This window comes from Aliamphritea ceti, from assembly GCF_024347215.1.
GTDB lineage: Bacteria > Pseudomonadota > Gammaproteobacteria > Pseudomonadales > Balneatricaceae > Amphritea > Amphritea ceti.
In genome coordinates this window covers 385,736-411,367 of record NZ_AP025282.1, presented here as the reverse complement: position 1 = coordinate 411,367, position 25,632 = coordinate 385,736, and the positions used below count along the sequence as shown (strand labels likewise).

The 25,632-nt window shown below is 49.5% G+C and carries 20 protein-coding genes; 11 read left to right on the top strand and 9 right to left on the bottom strand.

The annotated features are described in order from the left end of the window. Positions 1 to 4: 4 nt before the first annotated feature. From OCU49_RS01765 to OCU49_RS01755, 3 genes are read right to left on the bottom strand one after another with little or no spacing between them, the layout of a single operon-like run. Positions 5 to 3,106, bottom strand: a complete 3,102-nt coding sequence (locus OCU49_RS01765) for an efflux RND transporter permease subunit (protein WP_261843315.1) — start codon at positions 3,104 to 3,106, stop codon at positions 5 to 7. 1 nt (position 3,107) lies between these two features. After that, positions 3,108 to 4,493, bottom strand: a complete 1,386-nt coding sequence (locus tag OCU49_RS01760) for an efflux RND transporter periplasmic adaptor subunit (RefSeq protein ID WP_261843314.1) — start codon at positions 4,491 to 4,493, stop codon at positions 3,108 to 3,110. Beyond that, entirely contained in the window at positions 4,490 to 5,125 is a 636-nt protein-coding gene (locus tag OCU49_RS01755; protein WP_261843313.1) for a TetR/AcrR family transcriptional regulator, read from the bottom strand. The genes OCU49_RS01760 and OCU49_RS01755 overlap by 4 nt, the downstream gene beginning before the upstream one ends. A 384-nt stretch (positions 5,126 to 5,509) precedes the next feature. Here OCU49_RS01755 and OCU49_RS01750 point away from each other — a divergent pair, with 384 nt between their 5' ends. Next, positions 5,510 to 7,291 (top strand): hypothetical protein, encoded by a 1,782-nt coding sequence (locus tag OCU49_RS01750; RefSeq protein WP_261843312.1) that lies wholly within the window; start codon positions 5,510 to 5,512, stop codon positions 7,289 to 7,291. Positions 7,292 to 7,308: 17 nt separating this feature from the next. Here OCU49_RS01750 and OCU49_RS01745 read toward each other — a convergent pair whose 3' ends face one another. From OCU49_RS01745 to aldA, 4 genes are all read right to left on the bottom strand, one after another. Further along, positions 7,309 to 8,922: a GMC family oxidoreductase gene (locus OCU49_RS01745; RefSeq protein ID WP_261843311.1), complete on the bottom strand. Its 1,614-nt coding sequence runs from the start codon at positions 8,920 to 8,922 to the stop codon at positions 7,309 to 7,311. Between the two features lie 4 nt (positions 8,923 to 8,926). Further along, complete coding sequence (locus tag OCU49_RS01740) at positions 8,927 to 10,159, bottom strand: mandelate racemase/muconate lactonizing enzyme family protein (protein WP_261843310.1); 1,233 nt, start codon at positions 10,157 to 10,159, stop codon at positions 8,927 to 8,929. Next, positions 10,159 to 11,451, bottom strand: coding sequence for an MFS transporter (locus OCU49_RS01735; RefSeq protein ID WP_261843309.1), 1,293 nt, complete (start codon positions 11,449 to 11,451; stop codon positions 10,159 to 10,161). The genes OCU49_RS01740 and OCU49_RS01735 overlap by 1 nt, the downstream gene beginning before the upstream one ends. 157 nt (positions 11,452 to 11,608) lie before the next feature. Next, a complete protein-coding gene (gene aldA, locus OCU49_RS01730; protein WP_261843308.1) occupies positions 11,609 to 13,033 on the bottom strand; it encodes an aldehyde dehydrogenase in 1,425 nt (474 codons plus the stop codon). A gap of 331 nt (positions 13,034 to 13,364) precedes the next feature. Between aldA and OCU49_RS01725 the strand changes: the two genes are divergently transcribed. From OCU49_RS01725 to OCU49_RS01710, 4 genes are all read left to right on the top strand, one after another. Next, positions 13,365 to 14,126, top strand: coding sequence for an IclR family transcriptional regulator (locus OCU49_RS01725; protein WP_261843307.1), 762 nt, complete (start codon positions 13,365 to 13,367; stop codon positions 14,124 to 14,126). 116 nt (positions 14,127 to 14,242) lie between these two features. After that, positions 14,243 to 14,626 (top strand): hypothetical protein, encoded by a 384-nt coding sequence (locus tag OCU49_RS01720; protein WP_261843306.1) that lies wholly within the window; start codon positions 14,243 to 14,245, stop codon positions 14,624 to 14,626. Between the two features lie 124 nt (positions 14,627 to 14,750). After that, complete coding sequence (locus OCU49_RS01715) at positions 14,751 to 15,407, top strand: HupE/UreJ family protein (RefSeq protein WP_261845296.1); 657 nt, start codon at positions 14,751 to 14,753, stop codon at positions 15,405 to 15,407. A 26-nt stretch (positions 15,408 to 15,433) separates the two neighbouring features. Continuing rightward, positions 15,434 to 16,138: a transmembrane anchor protein gene (locus OCU49_RS01710; RefSeq protein ID WP_261843305.1), complete on the top strand. Its 705-nt coding sequence runs from the start codon at positions 15,434 to 15,436 to the stop codon at positions 16,136 to 16,138. A 32-nt stretch (positions 16,139 to 16,170) separates the two neighbouring features. Here OCU49_RS01710 and OCU49_RS01705 read toward each other — a convergent pair whose 3' ends face one another. After that, complete coding sequence (locus OCU49_RS01705; RefSeq protein WP_261843304.1) at positions 16,171 to 17,193, bottom strand: GlxA family transcriptional regulator; 1,023 nt, start codon at positions 17,191 to 17,193, stop codon at positions 16,171 to 16,173. Between the two features lie 269 nt (positions 17,194 to 17,462). Between OCU49_RS01705 and OCU49_RS01700 the strand changes: the two genes are divergently transcribed. The 6 genes from OCU49_RS01700 to OCU49_RS01675 all read left to right on the top strand — a co-directional run bounded on the left by OCU49_RS01700 (position 17,463) and on the right by OCU49_RS01675 (position 24,639). Further along, positions 17,463 to 18,626 (top strand): mandelate racemase/muconate lactonizing enzyme family protein, encoded by a 1,164-nt coding sequence (locus OCU49_RS01700; protein ID WP_261843303.1) that lies wholly within the window; start codon positions 17,463 to 17,465, stop codon positions 18,624 to 18,626. Positions 18,627 to 18,664: 38 nt separating this feature from the next. Continuing rightward, a complete protein-coding gene (locus OCU49_RS01695; protein WP_261843302.1) occupies positions 18,665 to 19,426 on the top strand; it encodes an SDR family NAD(P)-dependent oxidoreductase in 762 nt (253 codons plus the stop codon). 12 nt (positions 19,427 to 19,438) lie between these two features. After that, complete coding sequence (locus OCU49_RS01690) at positions 19,439 to 20,872, top strand: amidase (protein ID WP_261843301.1); 1,434 nt, start codon at positions 19,439 to 19,441, stop codon at positions 20,870 to 20,872. Positions 20,873 to 20,884: 12 nt separating this feature from the next. Further along, positions 20,885 to 22,153, top strand: coding sequence for a TauD/TfdA family dioxygenase (locus OCU49_RS01685; protein ID WP_261843300.1), 1,269 nt, complete (start codon positions 20,885 to 20,887; stop codon positions 22,151 to 22,153). A gap of 383 nt (positions 22,154 to 22,536) precedes the next feature. Next, on the top strand, positions 22,537 to 24,147 hold the full coding sequence (locus tag OCU49_RS01680) for an FMN-binding glutamate synthase family protein (protein ID WP_261843299.1): 1,611 nt from the start codon (positions 22,537 to 22,539) through the stop codon (positions 24,145 to 24,147). 45 nt (positions 24,148 to 24,192) lie between these two features. Next, positions 24,193 to 24,639, top strand: a complete 447-nt coding sequence (locus OCU49_RS01675; protein WP_261843298.1) for a DUF6789 family protein — start codon at positions 24,193 to 24,195, stop codon at positions 24,637 to 24,639. Positions 24,640 to 24,719: 80 nt separating this feature from the next. On the opposite strand, the gene OCU49_RS01670 is transcribed toward OCU49_RS01675, so the two are convergent. Next, positions 24,720 to 25,595 (bottom strand): DMT family transporter, encoded by an 876-nt coding sequence (locus OCU49_RS01670; RefSeq protein ID WP_261843297.1) that lies wholly within the window; start codon positions 25,593 to 25,595, stop codon positions 24,720 to 24,722. Positions 25,596 to 25,632: the final 37 nt, after the last annotated feature.

Below are 25,632 nucleotides of genomic sequence, written 5' to 3'. Positions count from 1 at the left end.
CGGGTTATGCATCTACAACATGTTGCCTGGAATTCGCCAGACCAAAATCTTCCAGAATGCTGTAACAACATGGCACTACAAACAACACCAGCAAAGTTGAACTGGCAATACCAAACACAATACTAACAGTCAGGGGGATCAGAATTTGCGCCTGTAAGCTGGTTTCAAATAACAGCGGAGTCATACCGGCAATCGTCGTCAGAGACGTCAGCAATACTGCCCGGAAGCGGTCATGACTGGCTCTGGCGGCCGCCGCATGCACACTCATGCCTTCAGCAATACGTCGTTTTACAAACTCGACTAACAGAATAGAATCATTCACGACAATGCCCGCCAGCGATACGAAGCCCAGCATTGATGGCATAGTTATATCCAGACCTAATAACCAGTGCCCCCAAATGACGCCTATCAGTGCCAGCGGAATATTAACCATGACAATAAACGGTTCCATATAAGACCGGAACTGAAAACTCAGCAGAATAAAAATACCCGCTAACCCCATCAGCAGCGACGTCCCCATAGACCCCTGAGTTTCACCGCCTTCGGCCACCTCGCCTTTCAACACCAGCTTCACATCTGGATACCGCGCGGCAAACCCGGGCAGAAAACTCTGTTTCATATCACCCAGTACAGCATTGGTATTATTTAGATTGGCATCTATATCACCGAGCACAGTCACTGTTCTCAGATTATCGATACGGTGAATCCGTGAAAAGCTCCGTGTGGGTACAATTTCAGCCACATTACCCAGCGGAATAACGGCGCCGTTAAGCGGATTAATAATCGGAAAATTATCGAAATCGGCCAGTTCATCCCGGGAAGCCTCATCCAGTTCAACGATCACTTCATAACTTTCTAAACCAATACTGGACTCAATCACCTTGCTGCCCTGGAATGCCGCCCGCAGCTGCACGGCAATACTCTGTGCAGTCATCCCCAGACTGTAAGCTCCGTCTTTCAAATGCAAAGTAAATTCAGGCTTACCCGGCCGTAAATCATCCAGCAAGTTATTAACACCAGGGTACCCCGCCAACCAACCCTGTAACTCATGAGATGCCAGGGATAGCTGATCCAGATCGGCTCCCTGCAAGCGAATTTCGATTGCCCGGCCCGCAGGTCCAAGACCCGGTTCTTTAATCGCAATACTCCAGGCTCCCTGAATAGCATCAGCCTGTTCAAGCCACTTTTGTTTCAGCGTATTAATCGAAAAGTTGCGCGTTTCCGCTGTCAGTAAATCCACACTGATGGTTGCCAGATGCGGACCGGATTCAAATGCATCAGCATTGGTTCCGTAGTTAACCGTCACGGCTTTTACCACCGGCTCACCCTGCGCATCACTTAACGGTTCTGTAATACTCAGTAATTGCTGCTTTAACCGGGCAACCACTTGCTCAGTTTTCTCGATAGGTGTTCCCGTTGGCATCAGAACCCTGGCCTGTAAGATATCTCCTTCCACCGTCGGAAATGCCGAAAACTTAACCACACCGGATGCCAGTAAACTGACCGACACTATGAGTAACGCGATTACCCCACCGACAAATGCATAGCGAATACGGATCAGTGCATTTACCGTTGCATCTATTTTCAGCCTGAGCCGGTCAAAAACTTCGTCGACCTTGAGACGTACCACTGAGGCCTTTTGCTTACCTGCCTGCTCCAGTGAATGATACAAATGGTGCGGCAGAATAAAAAACGCTTCTATCAGTGATACGGATATCACCGAAATCAGCACCACAGGAATCACGACCAGAATCTGACCAATATCACCGGTCAGGCTTAACAGGCCGCTAAATATACATAAAGTCGTCAGGAAGGATGAAAACACACCTTTAGCAACCAGACTGGTGCCATCTATAGCGGCCTGCAGTGGCTTTTTGCCATGACGCAGCTGCTGGCCAATACTCTCAGAAATAACGATGGCATCATCCATCAAAATACCCAGCGCCAGCAGCAAAGCCACCATCGACAGCATATTAATACTCATCCCCAGCATACCCAGTACAAAGGCACTGGCCAGAAAGGAGACAGGTAATCCCATGACCACCCAGAATGCATAGCGGGTACCGAAAAACAGCCACATCACAGCAAACACCAGCAACAGCCCCTGCCAGGCATTCTTCGCCAGCATGCTGATGCGGTCCTCAATAATACTGGTGGAGTCCTGAGTAAGTGCTAACTGTACTTCTGCTGGTAATTTTTGCTGTTCGGTTTCAATAAAGGTCTCAACAGCAGTCAATACATCCAGGCTGTCATCAACCGTGTTCTTACTGATTTTAAGAAACGCCGCAGGCTGATCGTTGTAGGTCACCTTGTTGGCATCTGTGTCGAAACCACTGTGAATAGTCGCGATGTCTCCTAAACGGAGTTCGCTGCGCTGATCACCACGGATGACTATCAGCTGCGCTAATTCATCGGTAGTACGTTTTTCATCACTGAAGCGAATCTGATATTCCTGATCCCGACCACTCAGCTCACCCGCCGGCATATCAACATTCTGACCGCTGATCTTGTCTGCTATATCCTGCAGGCTAAGGCCATACTGACGCAGATTATGCTGTGCTACATGAACCTGAAATTCCCGTTTACCGAATCCCTGAATCTCAACCAGCGGAATACCCGGCGCTTGCAGCATTCGCTGCTTTAGCTGCTCTGCCAGTGTTTTTAAATCACGGCGGGGTAAATCTGCGGTCAGTGCAACAGTCACAACATCCTGGGTGCGGCCAGTTTCAGCAACAATTGGCGTTTCGCTGTCCTGTGGAAAGTTATCCACACCGTCGACGGCAGAATTAACGTCTTCCAGAAACTCACTAAAATTACCGGATTCAAGCATTTTCAACGTCATGATTGCGCTGGAATCACGCGCTTCACAACGCTTTTCTTCCATAAAACTGATGCCATCCATTGCATCTTCTAACGGTTTACATATACCCAGCTCAACATCGGTGGCAGCAGCCCCGGGATACGCAACGGTTACCTGTATTTCATATTTATCAATTTCAGGAAAGGTTTCCCGTTTGATATCCGGCAAAGCTAAAATCCCCGCCAACAAAAACAGCCCCATCAGTAAGTTGGCTGCAGTCGGGTGAGCCGCAAAAAATCGAATCATTTCAGTGCGCCTCCAGCCAGTCGGCTAACACTTGCTGCTTTGCTGTATCCTTTTGCGTCTCCAGTAGCATGCCGCTCACCGCCGGAAACAGGTCCGAAGTGATCACCTGATCAGACAGTAAACTCACCTGCTGTGGATCAAGCAGTAACATTTGCTGCTGCGGGAACCCTTCAACTGGTTGCCTCACCAACTTTTGCTCTGCATCTACCAGATAAAGTTCACCCTCATGTAACGCTGTACGTGGCACGACCAAAAACGGCTGAGCCCGCCCCTGCAATTCAACCTGCATGTACATGCCATCGATTAAGGGCGGTTTAATACCCGGTTCAACCTGTTCATAAGGCCTGCTTACACTGATAATGACGCCTACCGTGCGGGATACCGGATCAAGATTATTACTGATTCGCTCAACCTTAGCTTCCCAGAAGACACTCGCATCGTGGCCTACCAGGCTAACACTTGCTGTCAGGCCTAAACGACGCATCAGGTTCTCAGCATCCTGACCTTCCTGCAAAAACACCTCAGCATCATCCGTTGGCAAATCAAATCCTCGGGATAATAAGCGCATTTGCGGTAAGGCAAACTGAGCATTCACCAAAACCTTATCGATAGTCTGTGCAGAAAACAGCGATGCATTTAAACCTACATACTGGTTAGTCTCGACAGACTGGCTGGCAATACGTGCATCGAAAGGTAAATGTACCTGTGTCCGTTCAAGATTCAGCGCCTGAGCAGCCACCTCAGCTTCAGCAATATCTAACTGTGCCTGAAGAACTTCCGTGCTATAGGGCAGAGCATCCAGACTATTCTGTAAGCTCTGTACTTCCTGACGTGCCTGCAACACCGCGTTTCTCTGGCTATCTACCTGCGACTGAGCAACCGAGCGTTTCTTGAGCAACTGCTCAAACCTCACCAACTCCTTAGACGTTAAGGTTAATTTATCCTTAGCCAGCTTAAGATCCAGCTCTGCATCCCGTCGGGTGATGTCCTGCTCGGCTAAGTTTGCACGGTTTTGTGCCAGGGTAGCTTCAGCTTTTTTAAGCGCCAGCATGTAATCACTGTCATCAACCTGTACAACCAGAGTACCTGCCGGCAGGATAACGCCTTGTTTCAGTTGGGGATGCACGTAAACAACTTTGCCAGCCACTTCCGCGCGAACATCCAGTAAAATATCCGGCTCAACTTCACCATAACCGGTAACGCCTGGCTTTACCTGATACTCAGCAACCTGGAGGGTAGTCACCGGAGCACCTTTAGATTCACTTACCTGATGCTGCATTTTGGGTTGTGATTTCACAATCACCAGAGCGATTACGATACCCAGCAACACCACTGCCGGAAGTGCCCAAAAACGGCCAAACCAGGATTTTTTATCTGTCTGGCTCATATCCCAGCTCCCTCTGTAAAAATTCTATAAACATGTTCCGCCCAGGCATCACTGGAGATTTCTTCGTGACTGATATGCCATACCTGTTCACGTACAGGTACCGCGACAAACGGCGTAATAATCATATTGATCAGCGAAAAACCCAGCCATTTGGGGTTCATATCCGCCCTGATGTGACCGGCGTCCTGCTCCGCGGCAATCAGCTTTGGCAGCATTTCGGCGGTTCGTTTCGGCAAAGTAGCAATGAAAGCTTTCTTCAGTTCGCTATCCCCGGCAATGACCTCGTCAGCAATCAGCCGGGTAACCGGCTGATTTGCTGAGAAAAATTTTACCGAAGAATGAATAAACGTTTTTAAAGGCTGCTCAGACTGCCAAACCTCATCAAAATTGCTCTGTTGCTGTTTACTGATTCTTTCCAGTAACGCCAGAAAAAGCCCCTGCTTATCATCAAAATAGTATTTGATCATTGCTGACTGAGTCTGAGCCTCGCTGGCCAGATCCCGAATAGTAATGCTGCGATAGCTCTTATGACGTAACAGTTCAAAAGCGGCATCAATCAGATCTTCCCGACGCTTTTCCTGTAATGCAGGATCAGCAGGACGGCCGCGCTTTGGTTTTGAAAGTTGAGTCATAGGAGGTTACCGATATTTAATTTATCAAATGATAAATTAATAATAGCGACTTATTTATCGCTTGTAACCTATCTTTTAAAAAACAGCGGCCAAGAGTATTCCTCAAGCTAGGATTAACTTGTGTTAACTTTTTGTAAATAAATGTAAAGCCAGGAAGTAACGACCCTTAGCTGAATACACTGCCTTTCTGATACCTGCTCATAGCGTATAAGCGGAACAGATAGGTCGGATAACACATAGAATCCAGCCAGTTGCCAGCCTCAAACCTCTGTACCGCTAATATTTTCCCTATCTGTGCATATAAAAATGCTATCCGTGGCCGAAACAGTAATTAGTAGCAATATGTCGGTAATTCAGATTACTGAAGACCACAAGGATGGAACCATGAAACTTACCTCTGCTGTTCTGACAAATACCAAAACTGCGCAGCTGCGCCCTCAGGCCGAAAATACAGCTCTGAAGCAGCTGAAAAGTAACTTACAGACAAACCATACAAGCATAGAAAAACAGCAGACTATGCCTGATGCACAACGAGCTGAGTCATTCCAAAAAACGGATCAGTCCGCATCTGTTAAGCAATACATCGTCATTGGTGACGAGAGAAATGAGCGTATTGAAAACCTGCTAAGCAGAGTCACCGATGAGCAGCGCCAGTCGTTGATCAATACCGAAATAATTCTGGACGATAGTTTTCTGACACTGGCAGAATCACTGGACGATACAGCACTCGGTCATTTAGCCAGCAGCATTGATAAATTACAGACACCGGCGACCGTTAACCAGGCCCCAAACTACAGTATGGCAACAGCCAGGCTGGCCAAAGAATTCGTGGCGGATCTGACAAATTTATCTGCTGATACACAGTTAAGAGTATTGGAACAAGCCGCCAGCTATGCCAAACAGGTAATAAGCAGACCTGCCGATGTTACCTATACCGCCAATGCGATCCTCCCGCATACCCAGCCATCACCTTCGGCTAATAATTTGTACAACTTCGTCAGCGCCATCCATAAAACCGATGATCCGGATGCCATGCTGGATTCCCTGCAGACATTCACAGACAGCCAACAGGACACCCTACTGTTGATTTTCGGCTCCGATAACCAGTTAGGTCAGGATGTTGTCAGCGGTCTGGAAGGTCGCTCAGAACAAACGACTGATTCTTTTTTAAATTATCTCGGCGGCTTAACCGAGCAGGCACGGTCAGGGTTTGAACGTGGCTTCAGCCCCTGGACAGGCTATGAAATACCTGACCGGGCGAATATCGATTACGATAATGAAATGCCCTGGGTACTTAAGGATATGCTTGATACCACCATGAGCTTTATTTCTGAGTATCAGTTCAGTGATGAACAACTATCCGCCATGACAGATAAACTCAGCTACATGGATGCAACCCACCAGCGCAGCTATCTGGAAATTACCCGGGTTGGCCTTGATACACTGGTCGGAGATGAAGCAGAAAACCTTGAACTGGAAGATAATCCGCAGATTATCGAAACACTTGATCAGCTACGTGACAACCATCAAACCCGCGAAGGTATCTCACTCAGCCGGTTAGGTGATGATACTGGTGACCCGGAAGCACGCTACGAAGTAAAAGACGACTACCAGAGCAAACGCGATCAGAAAAACATGATCCGTCTGATGGTGACTGATGCCTGGCTGAATCAGGATGACATGAGCCGCAGTACACAGTTGAACACTACTTTCTCTGAGTTAAACGCTGAACAGCGCGACCAGCTAGTACAGGACATCAACCAGCTGAACACTGGATCAGCCCCTCTGGCTCTGCAGGATTCAGATGACCAAAGCCAGCAATTCACAAGGTTCCTGACGCGCACTAACACCCTTGCACAAACGGATAATCCAACAGCATTGCTGCAGGCCGAAGCTGCTCAGCCCGGAGAACAGAAAGAGAAATTCTGGCAGGCTACAGAGCTTGCCGGCGATCAGGTTGATGCTTTAGTTGGAGTACTGCTGACAAACAGTGAAACAGTAGGCAGCCAGTTACTGGACAACCTCTCCAGCAACGCAACTGATGTGAAAGCGGGCGAAATTGGAGCATTTCAGGCCCGCACACAACTAATAGAAACCTTAAGTTTTTTCAGTGAAGCACGCGCTGAAGAGGATAAAATCGAGTACCTGAAACACCTCGCGAACTGACAGGCTGAAACCGAATTTCAGCCCTGATCCTCAAGGATCATAGCCGCGCCTTTTTCTGCCACCATCATCACCGGCGCATTCGTGTTGCCGGAGGTGATGTTTGGAAAAACCGATGCATCGACCACCCGTAAGCCACTGACACCATGTACCCGCAGACGGGCATCAACAACAGCATCAGCGCTGTCCGGGCCCATCCTGCAGGTGCCGCAAACATGATAGATAGATCCAGCATTCTCCCGGAAATACGCCAGTAATGAATCAGCATCTTCCGCCTTTTCTGCCGGCATAACCTCTTCAACAGTAATTGCCTGCAATGCCGGCGCCTGCATCAGCTCGCGAACCAGTTTATGGCCTTGCTGCACCTCGGCAAGATCCTTTTCCGTGGAAAGATAATTAAAATTGATAGCTGCCGGTTCAGTCGGATCCGCCGAAGCTAGCTCGACACTTCCCATACTGGTTGGCCGGCAAGGGTTAAACGCCACCAGGAAACCTGAATAAGGTTCCGGCTTCAGCTGCGCCTTGGGGTCTGGCGGAATCTGATAAGACATCGGATTAAAATACAGCTGAATATTTGGCTGTGTTTCTGCACTGCTACCTTTAAAAAAACCGCCGGCCTGATTAACGCTCATCGACAGCGGGCCACGCCGGTTCAGCACATATTGCACACCGGCTTTCGCCTGTCCCAGCAACGAACCAAAATCATCATTGAGAGTTTTAACACTGGCCCGAAAATAATAACTAAGGCATAAGTGATCCTGTAAATTCTGCCCAACAGCGGGCAAATGCTGCACTTCGGAAATCTTATGTTCCGCCAATAATTCAGCATCACCAAGGCCTGAAAGCTGAAGCAGTTTGGGCGAATCTATAGCACCGGCAGCAACAATAACTTCCCGGTTAGCTGTCGCTTTTTTCTCGATTCCATTCTGCACAAAAACCACGCCGTCCGTGCGTTTCTGCTCATCAAACTGAACCTTATGCACCTGAACATTATGCATAATTGACAAGTTAGAACGTCGTAAAGCAGGCTTCAGATAAGCAGTATTACTGGAATCACGTTGACCCTTGCTAATGTTCGCTTCATAGACGCCAGCGCCTTCAAAATCGGCCCCGTTGAAATCATCACTTAACGGCCAGCTAAGTTCCTCAGCGGCTTGCAAATAATAGTCACACAGAGGATGCGCATCCTGCTTCATGGGTAAAATACCCATTTTACCTTCGGCAGAATGATACTCCGTATTACCCGCCGGATGCCGTTCCAGCTTTTTGAAATACGGCAGTACCTCATTGTATGACCAGCCTGGATTTCCCGCCGCAGCCCAGTCATCAAAATCAGACCGCTGCCCACGCACATAGATCATCGCATTAATCGAACCTGAGCCCCCCTGAACTTTGCCACGGGGCACATACATATTACGGCCGTTCATTGCCGCTTCCGACTGGCTGTAATACATGTAATTGTACTCAGGGTTGTAATACGTTTTAGCAAAGCCTACAGGTAGCTTTATCCACGGCAGGCTGTCTTTCCCTCCCGCTTCCAGCAGCAGAACTGAATAGTTACCTGACTCACTCAGACGATCCGCCAGAATACAGCCGGCAGAGCCGGCGCCAACAATAATGAAGTCATATTGCATAATATTACTGACCGGTTTTCTTCCAGTGCGTGGAGGACTGACGCTTGTAATCATATGGCCGTGCGTCCATAGAAAGATGCAGCGTCGGCTCTTTATATGGTGAACAGGCTTTCACTGTTTCCATATTCAGCTCAACGCCTAACCCCGGCTTATCTGAGGGTATGATATAGCCATCCTGCCAGTCGATTTTCTCTTCCAGCACTTCTGCATGAAAACCATCCCAGGTACCGATACTTTCCTGAATCAAAAAATTCGGTGTCGCGGTGGCCAGCTGAACACTGGCCGCCGCACCTACAGGGCCGTTATAAAGGTGCGGTGCGATCTGGCAATAATATGCCTCTGCCAGTGCAGCCACTTTTTTACCTTCCAGAATGCCGCCGACCCGGCCAAGATTCATTTGCAGAATCGCCGCAGCACGGTTCTTCAACACATCATGAAACTCAAACTTAGTTGTCAGACGCTCACCAGTCGCAACCGGAATACTGGTTGCCTGAGCCACCTGTGCCATCGCTTCTGCCTGACCTGGTGGTACCGGCTCCTCAAACCACAACGGATCATAAGGTTCGAGACGCTTAGCAAGACGAATAGCGCCTGCTGGTGTCATCTGACCATGCGTACCAAACAGCAGATCACAGCTGTTACCCACAGCCTCGCGAATTCTTCGGCAAAACGTCTCTGATTTATCCAGATCGTTCTGGGATAACTGATGCCCTGAATACGCCGTGTAAGGCCCCGCCGGATCAAACTTCAGCGCGGTGAAACCCCGCTCCTTATTCTGCAGTGCACATTCCACCGCCAGCTCGACATTGTCGTAATCGTATTCGCCCTGAGCATTTTCCGGGTACAGATAGGTATAACTGCGCAGCTTATGATTAACCTTGCCGCCTATCAGTTCGTACACAGGTTTACCGGCAGCTTTACCAATAATGTCCCAGCAGGCCATTTCCAGACCACTGACCACACCCATCATGGTGAGATCCGGGCGCTGTGTGAAGCCACTGGAATAACATTCCCTAAAGAAGCGCTCCACATGGTGTGGATCATAGCCTTTCAGATACCTGTCAAAGACATCTTCTATGGCCTTTTCCATCACGGTTGGATGAAAGGATGCCGCATACACCTCACCAACCCCCTGAATACCGCACTCAGTTTTCAGGCTGACAAAGATCCAGTACATACCACCAACATGCGGCGGCGGTGTTGCAACAATATGGGTTTCGCAGGAAGTAACTTTCATCAGGAAGCCTTTTTATTCGCAATCATATTTTTCAACCGTAGCGCAGTCAGTGTTCCAACCACACCCATCACAGCAATATAGCCAAAGTAGAGGTTATACACTGTTACACCTTCATAGCGGGCAGCAATAAAACCATTAATCTGTGGCAAGAAAATATCCGGTGTATAAGCAATCAGTGACACAATACCAATCGCCAGACCTGTTACATGTAACGGGATATCACAGTCATCCAGAATCGCCCAGTAGAGGCCACGAATAGCATAAGTAAGTACACCAATTAGCAGCACGACTGCCAATAGAAAATACACTGAGTTCAGCTGCGGGAAAACAATCATCACCACTAAGCCGATAGATGCACCCAGCAATGCAACGGCCAGAATATTTTCCTTACCGTATTTATCCCCAAGGAAGCCGGCGCCGATACCACCGATAGGCCGCATCCATAACTTGGCGACTGTAATAAAGCCCGCAGTCACTGCAGTAATTTCATAACCTTCCTGTAGAAAAGCAGAGAAGGAATAGGTTGCCCAGAACAGCTGATAGCCACAGAAAATAATAATCGATACTAACCACAGTTCCGGAATAGACATCAGGAATTTCAGATCACGGACAAGATTTCCGTTGCTACTGGCTTTAGTGTCAGCAGCTTCTTTGTTTGCAGGTTCGTTACTGATAAACAGAAATGCCAATACGCCAATCACAATACAAGTGAAGGAATACATATAAATAACCTGCTGTAGCGCCACGGTATTACTCTGTCCCTGAGACTCAATAGCATAGGCAAAAATGGCAATGGCAATTGTCGCCAGTACCGCTTCCACTAATCCACGGCCGCCATCAAGAATGCCGAAAAAACGGCCCTGTTCATTATGACTGGCCAGCATCTTCACGCCTTTAAGCATCGAAGCCCAAAAAGTAAGACCGGCCCCAATACCCCAAGCCGCGAAAATATACGGCAGCATTTCTTTATCAGGGATAGCAGCAAACCAAAGGCCCAACCCACCGGTCAGCAGCATTGAAAACGCAATCAGACCTTTCGGCGAGAAACGGTCCGCCAGCCAGCCACTGGGCAGGTAGCACACCATATACATCACCCCGAGCATTGAGTAGTAATTACCCAGGTCCGAGGTAGTAATCTGAAAAGCCTCAAGAATAGAGGTTTCAAAATTCTGGCGCAGATATAGCAACGGATAAATTGCCCCTGCCGCCAGTAATAACAGTAGAAATTGAAAATAACGTTTCAGGTTGGTGCTACCGGAGCCGGCAGCCATCGAAGCATTTAAAGTCGTCATTATTGTTATGTCCTTAAGGCTTTCTTAAAGCCATCTTCTCAACGAGCTACAGTTTTCAGACACACAGAGACCCGGGCCACAATGTAGACACTGCAGTCAGATAGGACTCTGTGATGATTGAGCTAGTTAGATGTGGGCAGCTCAGCCCTGATAAGTATCAGTACTTCTGTACCACTAACCGGGTTTGAGTGAACTCAAGCATGCCATGCTTGCCATCATCCCCGCCCAGACCAGAACGTTTCCAGCCTGCGTGATACCCCTGATACGGGTCCGCCGGCGTACGGTTGATGTACACTTCACCGGCTTCAATATTGTTTGCCATTCCCATAGCAGTGCGGTAATTCTCTGTATAGATGACTGATGCCAGACCAAACTGATGGTCGTTAGCCAGTTCCAGCGCTTCTTCAGCATTACTGTATTTGAGTACGGGCAGTACCGGTCCAAAAATTTCTTCCTGAACAATTTCCATATCCTGACGGCAATTGGTTAACAGGGTCGGTGGATAAAAGTGCCCCTGCCCTTCCGGGATATAACCACCGACTTCCAGCTGAGCACCGTCATCAATGGCACGTTCCACCATCTGATGAATATTCAGACGGGCGTTATCATTAACCAGAGGCCCCATATGTGCAGGCTGTGCCGCACGATCACCAAACTGTCGCTCACCCATGTGCTGCTTCAGCAAACTGACAAACTCATCGTAAACGGCTTCATGAACATAGACGCGCTCTACTGCTGTACAAAGTTGTCCACAGTTAGTAGTTTTTGAACCAACGATCTCACGGGCGGCTTGCTGCAAATCAGCATCTGCTTCGACAATCGCCGGCGTCTTGCCACCCAGTTCCAGTGATGACTTAGCAATGTTTACCTGCGAATACTCCAGCACCTTACGGCCAGCACCCACACTGCCTGTCAGCGTAATCATGCCGACCTTAGGATGGGTACACACGATCTCTGCCGTTGCATGATCCATAGTCAGAATGTTCACTACACCGGCTGGAATGCCCGCAGCCTGTACTGCTTTGGCAATCTCAAAAGCCGAACAAGGTGTATTGTTGCTTGGTCTTACAACGACCGTGTTACCGGTAATCAGTGCCGGTGCAATTTTCCGTAGCAAGGTATAAACAGGGTAGTTAAACGGGATCAGACAGCTAATAACGCCAATAGGCTCACGTTGTAGCAACAAGTTTTCAGATGGCGAATCACTGGGAATTATTTCACCTTCGATACGCCGCGCCCACTCTGCGTGATAACGGGTAATGTCTGCAGCGTAAACCGCCTCATTGGTGGCATCTTCCAGACTTTTACCGGATTCCAGCGCCAGCGCAGTGCCAATCGCTTCTTTATGCGTCAGCAAAGCATCCGCCAGCTTATGCAGATATGCACCACGCTCCACACTGGTGAGTTTGCGCCAGCTTTTCTGCGCTTGCGCGGCAGTCTTTACTGCACCAATTGCTTCATCAGCTGTTGCCGAAGGCACCTGAGCAACTAACTCACCATCGGCCGGGTTATACACCGGAATCATGGCACTATTGGCAGAAGCGATGAATGAATTGGCAATAAAATTTTGTTCGATTTTCATGACGCACACCCTATATTTGATTATGAAATGCTAGGAGCACAGGGCGTAACTGTCAATTTTCTTCCATATCCGAAAAATAAATTCCATATAAGAAATAACATTTAAAAACATATAGTTAAGAAACTTAATTTCTAAGTATTTAAACCGTTTTCCTTCTTGAAGATCAGTAATTAGCCCGTAAAACCAAGCAATAACAGCACGATCAAAATTAATTTTATTTTTTTCAACTAGGGCCATTTAATCTTTCAGGGCGTTTTTCTGCCTATTCAACTCAGCAATAACCGGCCATAATCGAAGAGTTTTTCCATATACAGAAAAAGTGACCTCTTCTATGCAGCCCAAAGACAAGTCAAAAGCACCAGCCGTTGACCATACTGTGATGATTCTGGACTTACTGGCCGCCTCATCTTATCCACTGACGCTGTCTGAAATTTGCGAATCTACCGGTATTGCTGCTGCCAGCGGTCATCGTATTATCAACACTCTTATCGAGCATCAGATGGTTGCGCTAGACCCAAGCCGCAAAAAATCTTATTGCATAGGCTCGAAGATCTTTCAGATCGCCTCAACCATCTATAACAAACAAAGCATCATTGCGTTCTTTTATCCCATTGCAGAGATTCTCAAAAATGAAATCCACAAATCCATTTTTCTCTGTGTACCTGTGGGTAACAAAGTCGTTGTCGTTTCCAAAGTCGAGTCCTCTCTGAGCAGCGTCTTCAATATTTATATTGGCCAGACTATGCCGCTGCATGTATCCGCGTCCGGCAAGGCTATTCTCTCCATGCGACCGGAAGAATTTCAGGACAGTTATCTGCTCGCAGAAGACAGTCTTCAAGAGAATAATCCCGAGACTGAATCCCGTATCAGGGATGACCTTAGCCGGGCTAAACGTCTGGGGTATGCAGTCACTAATGGTGAAATCGACAGCCAGGTAAGTTGCATCTCTGCACCGGTACTGAACCTGCGCAATGAACCGGTCGCGGCAATCAGCGCCGGTATCAGTGGTGAGATGCTTAATCCTCAGGACGCCCGTGATTATTCCAAAAAACTGATTCAGGCTGCCCGTCAGCTATCTGCCCGAATCGTTTAACCTGAGTTATTACCGGGAACTCTGACGTAAAAACAGGCTCATAACAGCAAGATTGAGAAACCTTGCAGCTTCAATTATGCTGCCGCGAGCTAAACACCCGGAAAGACTGCCACACCGTGAAAGCAACAACCCGTAAAATTCTGATTCCCCAACTGATCCTCATGCTGCTCTATGCATGGGGTGGGCATCTGTTTACGCTGGCAGTTACAGTACATCTACCTGCACCGGTTGCCGCAGCAACACAAACGCTGGCTGAGAACAGCAAGCACAGTCACGATCATGACCATCAGCAACAGTCATTCCATCAGACCTTCAATATTACCCACCAGCATCCGCCGCAAACCGCTGATCACCTTCACGACTCGGTCCAGCTGGCACTGACTGATAGTGATAATTACATCCCTATTGCTGACACCAAACTCTCCAACTATCAGCAATGGATACCTAACCCGCCATTATTCCTGATCGAACGCCCTCCTAAAGCCCTTCAGCAGGTTTGAAACGCGGCAGGCTACGGCTTGCCTGATTCATAATTACTGATAGGGCTAAATTATGTTTAGTTATTTATCTGCCGGCCGGCCTTTGCCTGTCGGCCGCTACACGCTGCTTATCATACTGGCGTGTATGCTGCTGCTTAGCAGTATTGATGCTGCCTTTGCGCACGGAGTTGCAACCGGTGACAAGGGCTATATTCAGGAAAGCTCGGGGATACTGATCATCCCTTTCATCTATCTGGGGGCTAAGCATATGGTCACCGGTTATGATCATCTGCTATTCCTTTTCGGGGTCATTTTCTTCCTCTACCGACTTAAGGATGTCGGCTTATACGTCACCCTGTTCGCAGTCGGACACTCTGTCACTTTACTGCTGGGCGTGCTGAGCAATATCAGCGTCAGCGCCTATGTGGTGGATGCCATCATAGGGTTCTCCGTGGTGTACAAAGCACTGGATAATCTTGGAGCATTTCCGCGCTGGTTCGGTTTTCAGCCGAACACCAAAATCGCCACGCTGTTGTTCGGCCTAATGCATGGCTTTGGACTGGCCACCAAAATCCAGGACTTTGACATCTCTCCGGATGGTCTGCTGGTCAACCTTATTGCCTTCAATGTAGGGGTAGAGATCGGCCAGATACTGGCACTGTCCGCCATTCTGATTCTGATGGCTTTCTGGCGGCGCAGTATTCACTTTATGCGCCATGCCTATACCGCCAACGTCACTATGATGAGCCTCGGTTTTTTACTGATGGGCTACCAAATCAGCGGCCTGATACTGGCCCAGTGACCAAACTTATTTAAGGAAATATGAATATGTATAACACGCAAAATTTATCCCAGCCCCAGCCCAGTGCTGGCCAACTGGTCCGCTCCACCATCACGGCGCTGATTGTCGCTATGATCCTGCTGGTCTGTGTCGTACTACCATCCGAATATGCCGTCGATCCTACCGGTGCTGGCCGGCTGCTTGGCCTGACCGAAATGGGAGAAATTAAACAGCAACTGGCAGAAGAAGCTGCAGCAGATTCCGCCAGATCTGAGGTTCTGACAGCCACACCGGTTATCACCAGTACAACAGCTACGCCGACACCGACAAAAACGGTGACAGCACCAGCCGTTACACAACCCACATCTGCGCCTATTGTAGAAACGGAGACTGCCGTAACTAAACCTGAGCCAGTAAAACCTGCCCCTAAGAGCAAAACAGTAAGCTTTGTGCTCAAACCTGGTCAGGGAGCAGAAATCAAACTGGAAATGAAGCAAAACGCGCGGGTAAATTACAGCTGGAGCGCCAACGGCGGCAAACTGAATTACGATACTCATGGTGATCCGTATGATGCCCCGAAAGGCTTCTACCACGGCTATGGAAAAGGCCGCTTTGTGCCCGGTGAGAGCGGCAAACTGAAAGCAGCCTTTGATGGCAAACACGGCTGGTTTTGGCGAAATCGTACTAAACAAGATGTCACTATGACACTGGAGGTTAGCGGTGACTTCATCCAACTGAAACGGGTAATCTGATCCGTCAGCAGGGGCTGTTCAGCCCCTGCTTCTCAGTTATTATCTACCGCAACCGACGCCATATCGGCAGTTGTCTGCAATGCTGCCACAGCCCTTTCATCCCGTGGTGAACGACCGAACACATCCCGATAACGGCGGGCAAAATGTTCCTGACTAAGAAACCCGCACGCCACAGCCACCTGTAGTACTGACATTCTGGTGTGTAACAGATACTGCCGACCTTTCTCCAACCGTAAGCGCAGATAAAACATCGCCGGAGACATTTGAGTATGTTCCCTAAATAAACGCTCCAGTGTGCGCAATGACGTACCGGTTTGCTCTGCTACTTCACGAACCATCAGCCGTGATTCAATATTTCTTTCCATCAAATGAATTGCGTATTGCAGCTGTTTGGGAAAGTCATAACCGAACTCCCGCACCAGAGCCGTCTGGGACTCTCCTCCGCTGCGTAACTGTTGATAAAACAGATGCCTGGATACCCGATTAGTAATCTCTTCCCCCCAATGCTCATGCATCAGCAACAGCATCATATCGATGGGAGCCGTACCCGCTGAACAGGTCATCCGGTTCTGATCCGCCTCAAACAGATGATCCGTCACCGTCACCCGGGGATGATCTTCCGCAAATCCGGCAATCACATCATAGTTTGCAGTAGCCCTGAAACCGTCCAGTAAATGTGCCCGAGCCAGTACGATCGCACCGGTATCAATGCCTCCCAGCCGTAAACCGCTCCGGGCATGCTGACGCAACCAGCCAAACAGTTGTTCATTGTCCAGCTGCTCCGGGTACCAACTGGCGCATATAAACAAGGTATCGCAGCCAGCAGCCATAAAAGCATCAGCCGCCGCCAGGTCTCCGTCAACGGTAATCTGGGTAGAATTACTGGCCTGTACCTGTCCTGGCCCGGCGGAAAAAAGCTGCCAGCGATACAGGTCCTGACCGGATAACATATTCGCCACCCGCAAAGGCTCAATCGCCGCCGATAATGCCATCATATTAAATGACGGTAATAGCACGAACGCAAAACGCCGCTGTAACGGCTCAGAATCAGACACAAAAAACCTCCTGACGCAGACGATCAGACCCATTTCCCTGACTCTGCCAGTTATGAAGATAAAACAACAGCCAGAAAATTGAGAAACCCGCTAATTTTCATAAATGTGCAGCCATCTTCAGACTAAAAGTGCTGTTAATACCTTTATAACGCCATACTGAAAAACAGCACGTCTGCTCACTGCAATCAGAAATATGGCGTATATCGTCAGATTTATCGCTCTTAACTGACATTTAATGAGGATTCAACCTCATGTTCAGGGAGCCTGTTATGTCAGCTATTGTCGATCTTGAAGCCATCATTGTGTCAGTTCCCGCCGAAGGTAATGCCTTTGCCGAAGGTGCTGAAGAAACAGTGTTAGTTAAAGTTACAGATGCGCAAGGCCGTTACGGTATAGGCGAATGTGTTGCCACGCCTTCTGTCACCAAAGCAATGATCGACATGCCAACCGTGCACTTCTGGAGTCAGGGTATTAAAGAACACGTCATTGGCCGGGAACCCATTGAAGCCCGCGCCATTTACGACGCAATTTACCATTCATCCTTCTACCATGGCCGCCGCGGCATTCTGATCCATGCACTTTCTGCGGTTGATATCGCGCTGTATGACCTTGCAGGTAAGCAGTTGGGGCTTCCTGTATATAAGTTACTTGGCGGTGCCCGCTGTGATCAGATCCGCCCATACGCAACTATTTATCCCGGCGATATTTACGACGGCCCACTGAACACAATTGTGAACGAGCTGGAAAAGCAGGCTGAAACCGCCGTTGAACAGGGCCTGCGCTCCGTAAAAGTACCTATCCTCTTTGGTCAGCACCTTAGCGATCAAAAACTGGTCGGATTTATTGAAGATTGCCGCAGCATGGTTGGCGACAACATAGAATTATCACTGGATTTCGGTTATCGCTGGCGGGACTGGCAGGATGCAGCCTGGTTAATGAAGCGCATTGATGACTGCCGCATTGCCTTTGCCGAGGCGCCACTATGGCATGACGACCTGCACGGGCACCGCAAGCTGGCAATCGTCAGCCCGGTAAAAGTCGGCGGCGCTGAATTTGCCGTCAGCCGCTGGGAAGTCCGTGAATGGCTGGAGACCGGAGGAGTATCGCTGGTTCAGCCGGGCATCAGCCGGGCAGGTGGTTTCACCGAACTGATGCGTATCGCCGAAATGTGTGAACTCTATGGCGCTACTCTGATCCCCCACTCCTATGCCACCGGCATTACCGACATCTGCAATATTCATCTGCAAGCCGCCTGTCTGACTATTCCAATGGTGGAATTCCGTTCCTCCCGGCTGGGACCTTCGCGCCTGCGGACGGAGCTTGTCAGCCCGGCCGAACCGGAAATTCGCAATGGTCTGATTACCTTGCCCGAAGCGCCCGGACTGGGCATCACTCTGAATGAAGAACTGGTTGAACAATACGGCATCCGCTGAAAATTACTTATCAAGAACAAAAATAAAAGGACAACACTATGATTACTGCTGATCTGCAAGGTAAATCTGCCATCATCACCGGTGGAGCCTCCGGGCTTGGGCTTTGTGCCGTTGAACTCTTCACAGAAATGGGCTGCACAGTCGCCATTTGCGATGTTAACGAAGAACGAATTAATGCTCAGGTTACCCGCCTCAGCGAAATGGGCCGCCACGTGCTACCAGCCCCTGCCGATCTGCGGGATACCAATGCTGTAGATAACATGGTTAAGCAGGCCGCTGAAGCCATGGGTGGAATCGATTACTTGGTGAATGTCGCCGGCCATTCCGTCACTCTAGAGATAATTCCACCCGGCGATCTTCAGAGCCAGACAGAGCAACTCTGGCAAGACATCATGTCAGTCAACCTGATGTCCGTATTTCGCACAGTAAAAGCGGCAGAGCCCTATCTGCGGGAGTCCAAAGGTGCGGTGGTTTCAACCAGTTCGATGTCCGGCTTCCGCTCCGGTGGTTCCAGTACCCCTTACTGCGTTGCCAAAGGCGGCGTAGCCACACTGACGAAAGAACTAGCACGGGGTCTGTCGCCGGATGTTCGGGTAAATGCTATTGCCCCTATGTATGTGGATCCTAATGACACGAACTTCCCACTGAAATGGGAATCCGTATTCGAAGACAGTAAAGACTTACCTATTCCACGTCCGGGTACCGGTCGCGAATACGCTGAAGTAATGCTGTTTCTATGTGCAGGTGCCGGTTACATGACAGGCGAAACCTTACATGTTGATGGCGGCTATAACGCATAAGAGGTCTGCCTTATGAGTAATCAGGATCTGTGTTATCTCAGCGCCAATGAAGCCCTGCAACACTTCAAAAACCGAACCTTGTCACCGGTGGAATTATTGCAGGCACTGATACAGCAGCACAGCTTGCAAGAACCTAAACTGGGTGCATTCACCCAGACCTATTTTGATGAAGCTATGGATGCAGCCAGAGCGGCGGAACAACGCTATGTAAAAGGCCATACAGCGTCCTCTCTTGACGGTCTGTGCGTTGCAATCAAGGAAGATAAAGGTGTTGCTGGCAAACCTACCTCAGCTGGTTCAAAAGTATTCAGTGAAGGTGTCGCCGGCGGTGATGCACTGCCGGTACAACTTATCCGTGCTGCTGGCGGAATAATCCACAGCCGGACCAACGTTTGTGAAATGGGCACTGCAGCTATCACAGGTTCTGATATGCAGGGGCCAACAAAGAACCCCTGGAATCCGGACTACAACAGTGGCGGTTCTTCAGGCGGTGCAGCAGCCTCTCTGGCCGCAGGCACGACTACTCTGGCAAACGGATCCGATTACTGTGGATCAATCAGAATTCCGGCTTCTAGTTGCGGTGTTGTCGGTTACAAACCGCCGCGGGGACGTAATCCGGTTTCCCCCTTTTTTAATCTCGACTGGTACGATCACGACGGTCCGCTGGCACGAACCGTTGCTGACTGCGCTCTGCTCCAGAACGCGATGAGTGGCCAGCATCCCGGTGACCTGTTCTCACTGCCGGGGAATCCTCAGTTGCCCCTGGAATATCAACAGTCTCTCAAAGGCAAAACTATCGCCTGGTCGATGGATCTTGGCTATGTCGAAGTAGATCCACAGGTTAAGGCTAACACCCTGGAAACACTCGCTTTACTGAAAGAATTAGGGGCAGAGCTAATAGAAGTTAATTTGGACTGGACTGAACAATGCCTACAGGCTTTTCGTGATCACGGTGCGGCTATTTTTGGCGCCTGGGTTGCGGACTATTTGCCGGAACACAGCAGCCAGATGACCGATTACGCCTGTGCATACGGCGCTACCGCCAAAAACCTCAGCGCTAAAGCGTTTATGGACTCACTGGCACAAGAAGCCAACATGTGGCAACAACTGTCGCCGATCTTAGAACGTTGCGATGCACTGATTTGTCCGACACTGGCGGTGCCGGCTGTAGCGCTGAACCATTCGCCACTGGATCCGGATTTCAGGGTCAATAATAAACCTGTTGCCGCCGACTTTGGCTGGTTGCTGACATACCCCTTCAACATGTTAAGCCCTTTACCGGTTATTAACATTCCTTCTGGCTTTGCCAGCAGCGGCGTGCCAACAGGCATTCAGATAGTTGGCCGTCCATATGATGACCTCAGCGTATTCAGCATTGCCGGCGCCTGTGAGGCTGCCCGTCCCTGGCTGAGTAATGCCGACCAGCGTCCCAACTTTAGCAAATAAGGAGAGACCGGGATGAAACAGGAACAAAGTATTACCGGCGTCACCACCAGCAATGCCTTTATGGGTAATCATTGCGCCGCACCCGCTGACTTCAGTGATGGACAGTGCAACATAAGGGAAGTTGAGAGCAATACCCGCAGCATCACCCTCAGCTGGCAGGATAATCAGCGCAGCGAGTTCCACTATATATGGCTACGTCACAATTGTTTTTGTAGTCAGTGCGGTAACAGTGCCGATGGTATCCGCGCACTGACTATTCTGGACATCGACCCGGATATTCACCCCCGCAGTGTCAGTCTCGATGATGCTGGCAATTTGTTAGTCGTCTGGCCAGACGGTCATGAATCAGAATATGGAGCGGTTTGGCTACGCCTGCACAGCTACAGCCAGCGCCAGCGGGAACATCGCTTGAGTTTCACACCGACACTCTGGAAAGCAGATGTTACCAATGACTTTCCCAGCCACGATTATCGCAACCTGCATAGCGACGAAACTGCCCATCTCACCATGCTGGAAACATTACGGGATTATGGAATCGTTAAACTTGATAATGTTGGCAGTGAAGCAGGAGAAACTGAACGCCTCGCAGGCCTGCTTGGCCCCATTCACGAGACCACTGTTTATGGCCGGATTTTTGAAGTGCAGGTGGAAGCTGTATCCAAACTAGGCTCAAAAACTGCCATTCATCAGGACACTCATCACGATGATGCCTTCTGCTATAACCATCCCGGCGTAGTGGTATTTCATTGCCTGCAAAATATTGAGGGAGAAGGCGGCGAATCCACCTACTGCGACGGTTTCGCCATTGCTGAATCGTTACGGCAAGAAGCGCCCGAAGCTTTCAGATTGCTAACCACGGTGCCCATTCAGCATATTCGTCGTCATCCGGGTGAAATTGATTTCCGGATTCACGCCCCGCTCATTCGGCTGGACTGGAATGGCAATATTTCCGGCGTTAGATATTTTGACCGGGCAATGGCGCCTCTGGACCTGCCAGGTGAACTTATCGAACCTATGTACGCGGCTATTAGAGAATATCACCGGCGCATGGTAAGCGATGAGTTCAAAGCGGTTATAAAAATTCCTGCTGGCACTGCCGTATTCATTGATAACAACCGCAGTATGCATGGCCGTAATGCATTTGTGCCGACCTCTCCTCGCCGTATTCGCACCTGCCATGTGCCACGGGATGAGTTCCACGGCCGGTTACGGGAATTAGGTGCCCGTCTGGGGCGGAAAGATTACGATCTGATTCTGCCGCAGGGCGCCTGTCCTGCCTGATAAAACGCAGAGGACGTGTAAACGCCCGTCCCTCTGCCCCTTTACTCTCTTCTCTTAGCGTTGTTCCCTCACCCCGTATTTACTTCCCCCATGAGTGCCTCTGGCTGTCCCTGCTCCTGATGTGCAGAGCGTCCGTAAATACGCGCTTAACGTGCAGCTTGCCTGGTTACATATCGCAACAGGCAAATAGCGTCTGTTAGGTATCTAACAAACACAGATAGCAGTTTTACTTAGTCTGGCTAGCAGGCAGTCAATCTTAAGCAGTCGCCTGTACAACACCTCTTCTGACACTCCGCCAGAAACAGACGCATTTATCTGCAGCCAGACAGTGTGACCGCCAACGACTCTCCATAACTCTCCGTAAACAAAAAGAAGAACATCTTATGGCCAGAAAAGTATTCTTCCGAATTTCAATATTCGGCACCCTGCTAATAATGCTGTTATCGCTACTGCATCCCTCCGCGCTTTGGGGGTTCGTGGTGTTGTTTCCATACATGCTAATTGGCGTGTATGACATAAACACACCTAAACATAACATCCTGCATAACTACCCCGTCATTGGCCATTTGCGCTACCTGCTACAGTCGATAGGCCCGGAGCTCCGTCAGTATTTCATTGAAACCAACCAGAGCGGCCGGCCGTATAACCGGGAAATCCGTAACCTGATATATGCCCGGGCCAAAAAAAGTAATGACACTCAACCTTTCGGTACGCAGTTCGATATCACCACCAACGGTTACCATCGCGCTAACCACTCTCTGTCACCGCAAACAATCAGCCAGGCAGACAGTCGGGTGCGTGTCGGTGGTAAACACTGTAGGCAACCTTATGAGGCCTCCCGGCTAAATATTTCCGCGATGAGCTTCGGTGCCCTCAGCCCGAATGCCATCCGTGCTCTGAATGCCGGCGCGAAGTTAGGGGGCTTTGCCCATAACACCGGAGAAGGTGGACTGAGCCCCTATCATCAACAGGAAGGCGGTGACATTTTCTGGCAAATCGGTACCGGCTATTTTGGCTGCCGCGATCCGGAGGGTAATTTTGATCCAACAGCATTCGCGGAAAAAGCAGCGCTACCGCAGGTCAGAATGATTGAAATAAAGCTTTCTCAGGGCGCGAAGCCTTCCCATGGAGGCGTACTCCCAGCTCAAAAAGTGAATCAGGAAATTGCCAGTATTCGTCTGGTACCTGTCGGTGAAGATGTCATTTCACCACCGGCCCACACAGCCTTCTCTACGCCACGGGAATTACTGATTTTCGTTGAACAACTACGCACGCTGTCTAAGGGTAAACCTATCGGTTTTAAGCTGTGTATTGGCAATCATGCTGAGTTCATGGGTATCTGTAAAGCAATGCTGGAAACCGGTATTTTGCCTGACTTCATCACTGTTGACGGTGCCGAAGGTGGCACAGGTGCTGCCCCGGTCGAATACACCGACCGACTCGGTACTCCGCTCAACGAAGGCTTACTTTTTGTACACAACTGTCTGGTTGGCATTGGCCTGCGCGATCAGATCCGTATCATTGCCAGCGGTAAAGTCGCCACTGGCTTCGACATGATAACCAAGCTGGCGCTGGGTGCCGACATGTGTAATGCAGCCCGGGCAATGATGTTTGCGCTGGGCTGCATTCAGTCATTACGCTGCAATACCAATACTTGCCCGACAGGCATTGCCACGCAGGATCCAAAGCTTGCTAAAGCGGTAAACATCAAAGAGAAACATGTGCGGGTCGCCAATTACCACGAGGCGACTGTGGACAGCATGCTGGATATTCTCGGCGCAATGGGCCTGAAACACCCGGATCAGTTACAGCCTGAACAAATCTGGCGACGAGTCGAAGACGAGCGGGAAAAGAGTTACCGCGAGCTTTACAACTACCTGGAACCGAACAGCTTACTTAACGAAAACATTCCCGCCGATTATGCCCGTGACTGGCAACTGGCCAGTACGGAATATTTTTCACCGCCATATCCTGACTCAGTAACCACTGGCTGAGCACTGATCCTCTTACTGTTAACTTTTCAAAGCAGAGATAAAACCATGAATGCTTATTCAACCGACACCGGCAGTTATGTCAAAAGCCATCTGTTAAAAGCGCTACTGGGCGGCTTTGCCGGCACCCTGGCCTTTACCATGATGGGTAAGTTCATAGCCCCGTTAATGATTGGCCACGCCATGGACGTTGCCGCTATTCTGGCACCGCTGTTTAACGGCTCTCACCTGGATGGCATGATCGCGCATTTCGCCCTGGGTACCATCGCCTTCCCACTTTCCTATCTGGTTTTAGCAGCCCGTCGGCTGCCCGGACCAGCAGCTCTCCGGGGCGTTATATTCCTACTGTTTGTCTACCTGTTTGCTATGACAGTGGTAATGCCGGCGATTGGTCAGGGACTCTTTCTGGACAGCATGCCAAGAGCAATGGTCGCACTGATGGGCCATATGGTATTTGGCGTAATACTGGGAAGTGTCGTCGGTAAACCGGAATAAACTGAATATCCAGAATACCTCTTCAGCACCTGTGTAAACAGGTACTGAAGAGGTGGCTTTCAATCAGAACTTTTAAATAATCAACCACGCGCAGCAGACTGACGGCGGTATTCATACACTGACGTATAAATACCGCTGGCACAGATAATACCTATCCCCAGCCACATCAGTGCATCCGGCAAATAGGCAAAAAACAGATAACTGATAGTGCAGGCGCCGACAATCTCGGTGTAATTAAAAGGAGCCAGTAAAGAAGCCGGGGCATACTCGCAGGCTTTAATAATCAGAAAATGACCTGTAGCTGCAAACAACCCCATCAGTGCCATAATCCCCCAGCCTTTCAGATCCGGTGCAACCCAGACAAATGGCATCATCAGGCTCATCAGCACCAATCCCACTATCGCGATATACATCAGGCCTAACAGAGGTTTAGCCCGTTGTGACATTTTACGCGTCGACATAATATAAAACGCATAACACACACCGGCCGCGAGCGCCCACAGGCTGGAAAAGGCAAAATCATCGGCCGCCGGCTGTAGCACAATTAATACACCAATAAAGCCAAACCCTGCCGCCCCGGCTCTGCGCAGATCCAGCCGTTCCCGTAATATTAGCGGCGACAATGCAGTAATAATCAGCGGGGCCACAAATAACAGCGCCAAAGAATTCGGAATAGGATTGCTCTGAATCGACAGAAAGAAGCACAAAGTACAGGCTAATAGAAATAGCCCCCGCAAACCTTGTGAACCCGCACTTGCCGGCCAGCGCCACCAGGCTAACCGCTTCCAGGCCAATAAAGGCAACAACCAGAGAAAATGAAAAAAGTAACGTGCCCAGACAACCTCCATTACCGGATAAGTCTGACCAAGAATTTTGGCGCAAACATCCAGAAAAGGCACCACCAGCATACCTGCAACCATCAGGCATATGCCTAGCATCGGGCGTTGCGTATCCATTCTGCTTCCCTACTCTGTACAATTAACAGCGGTAATA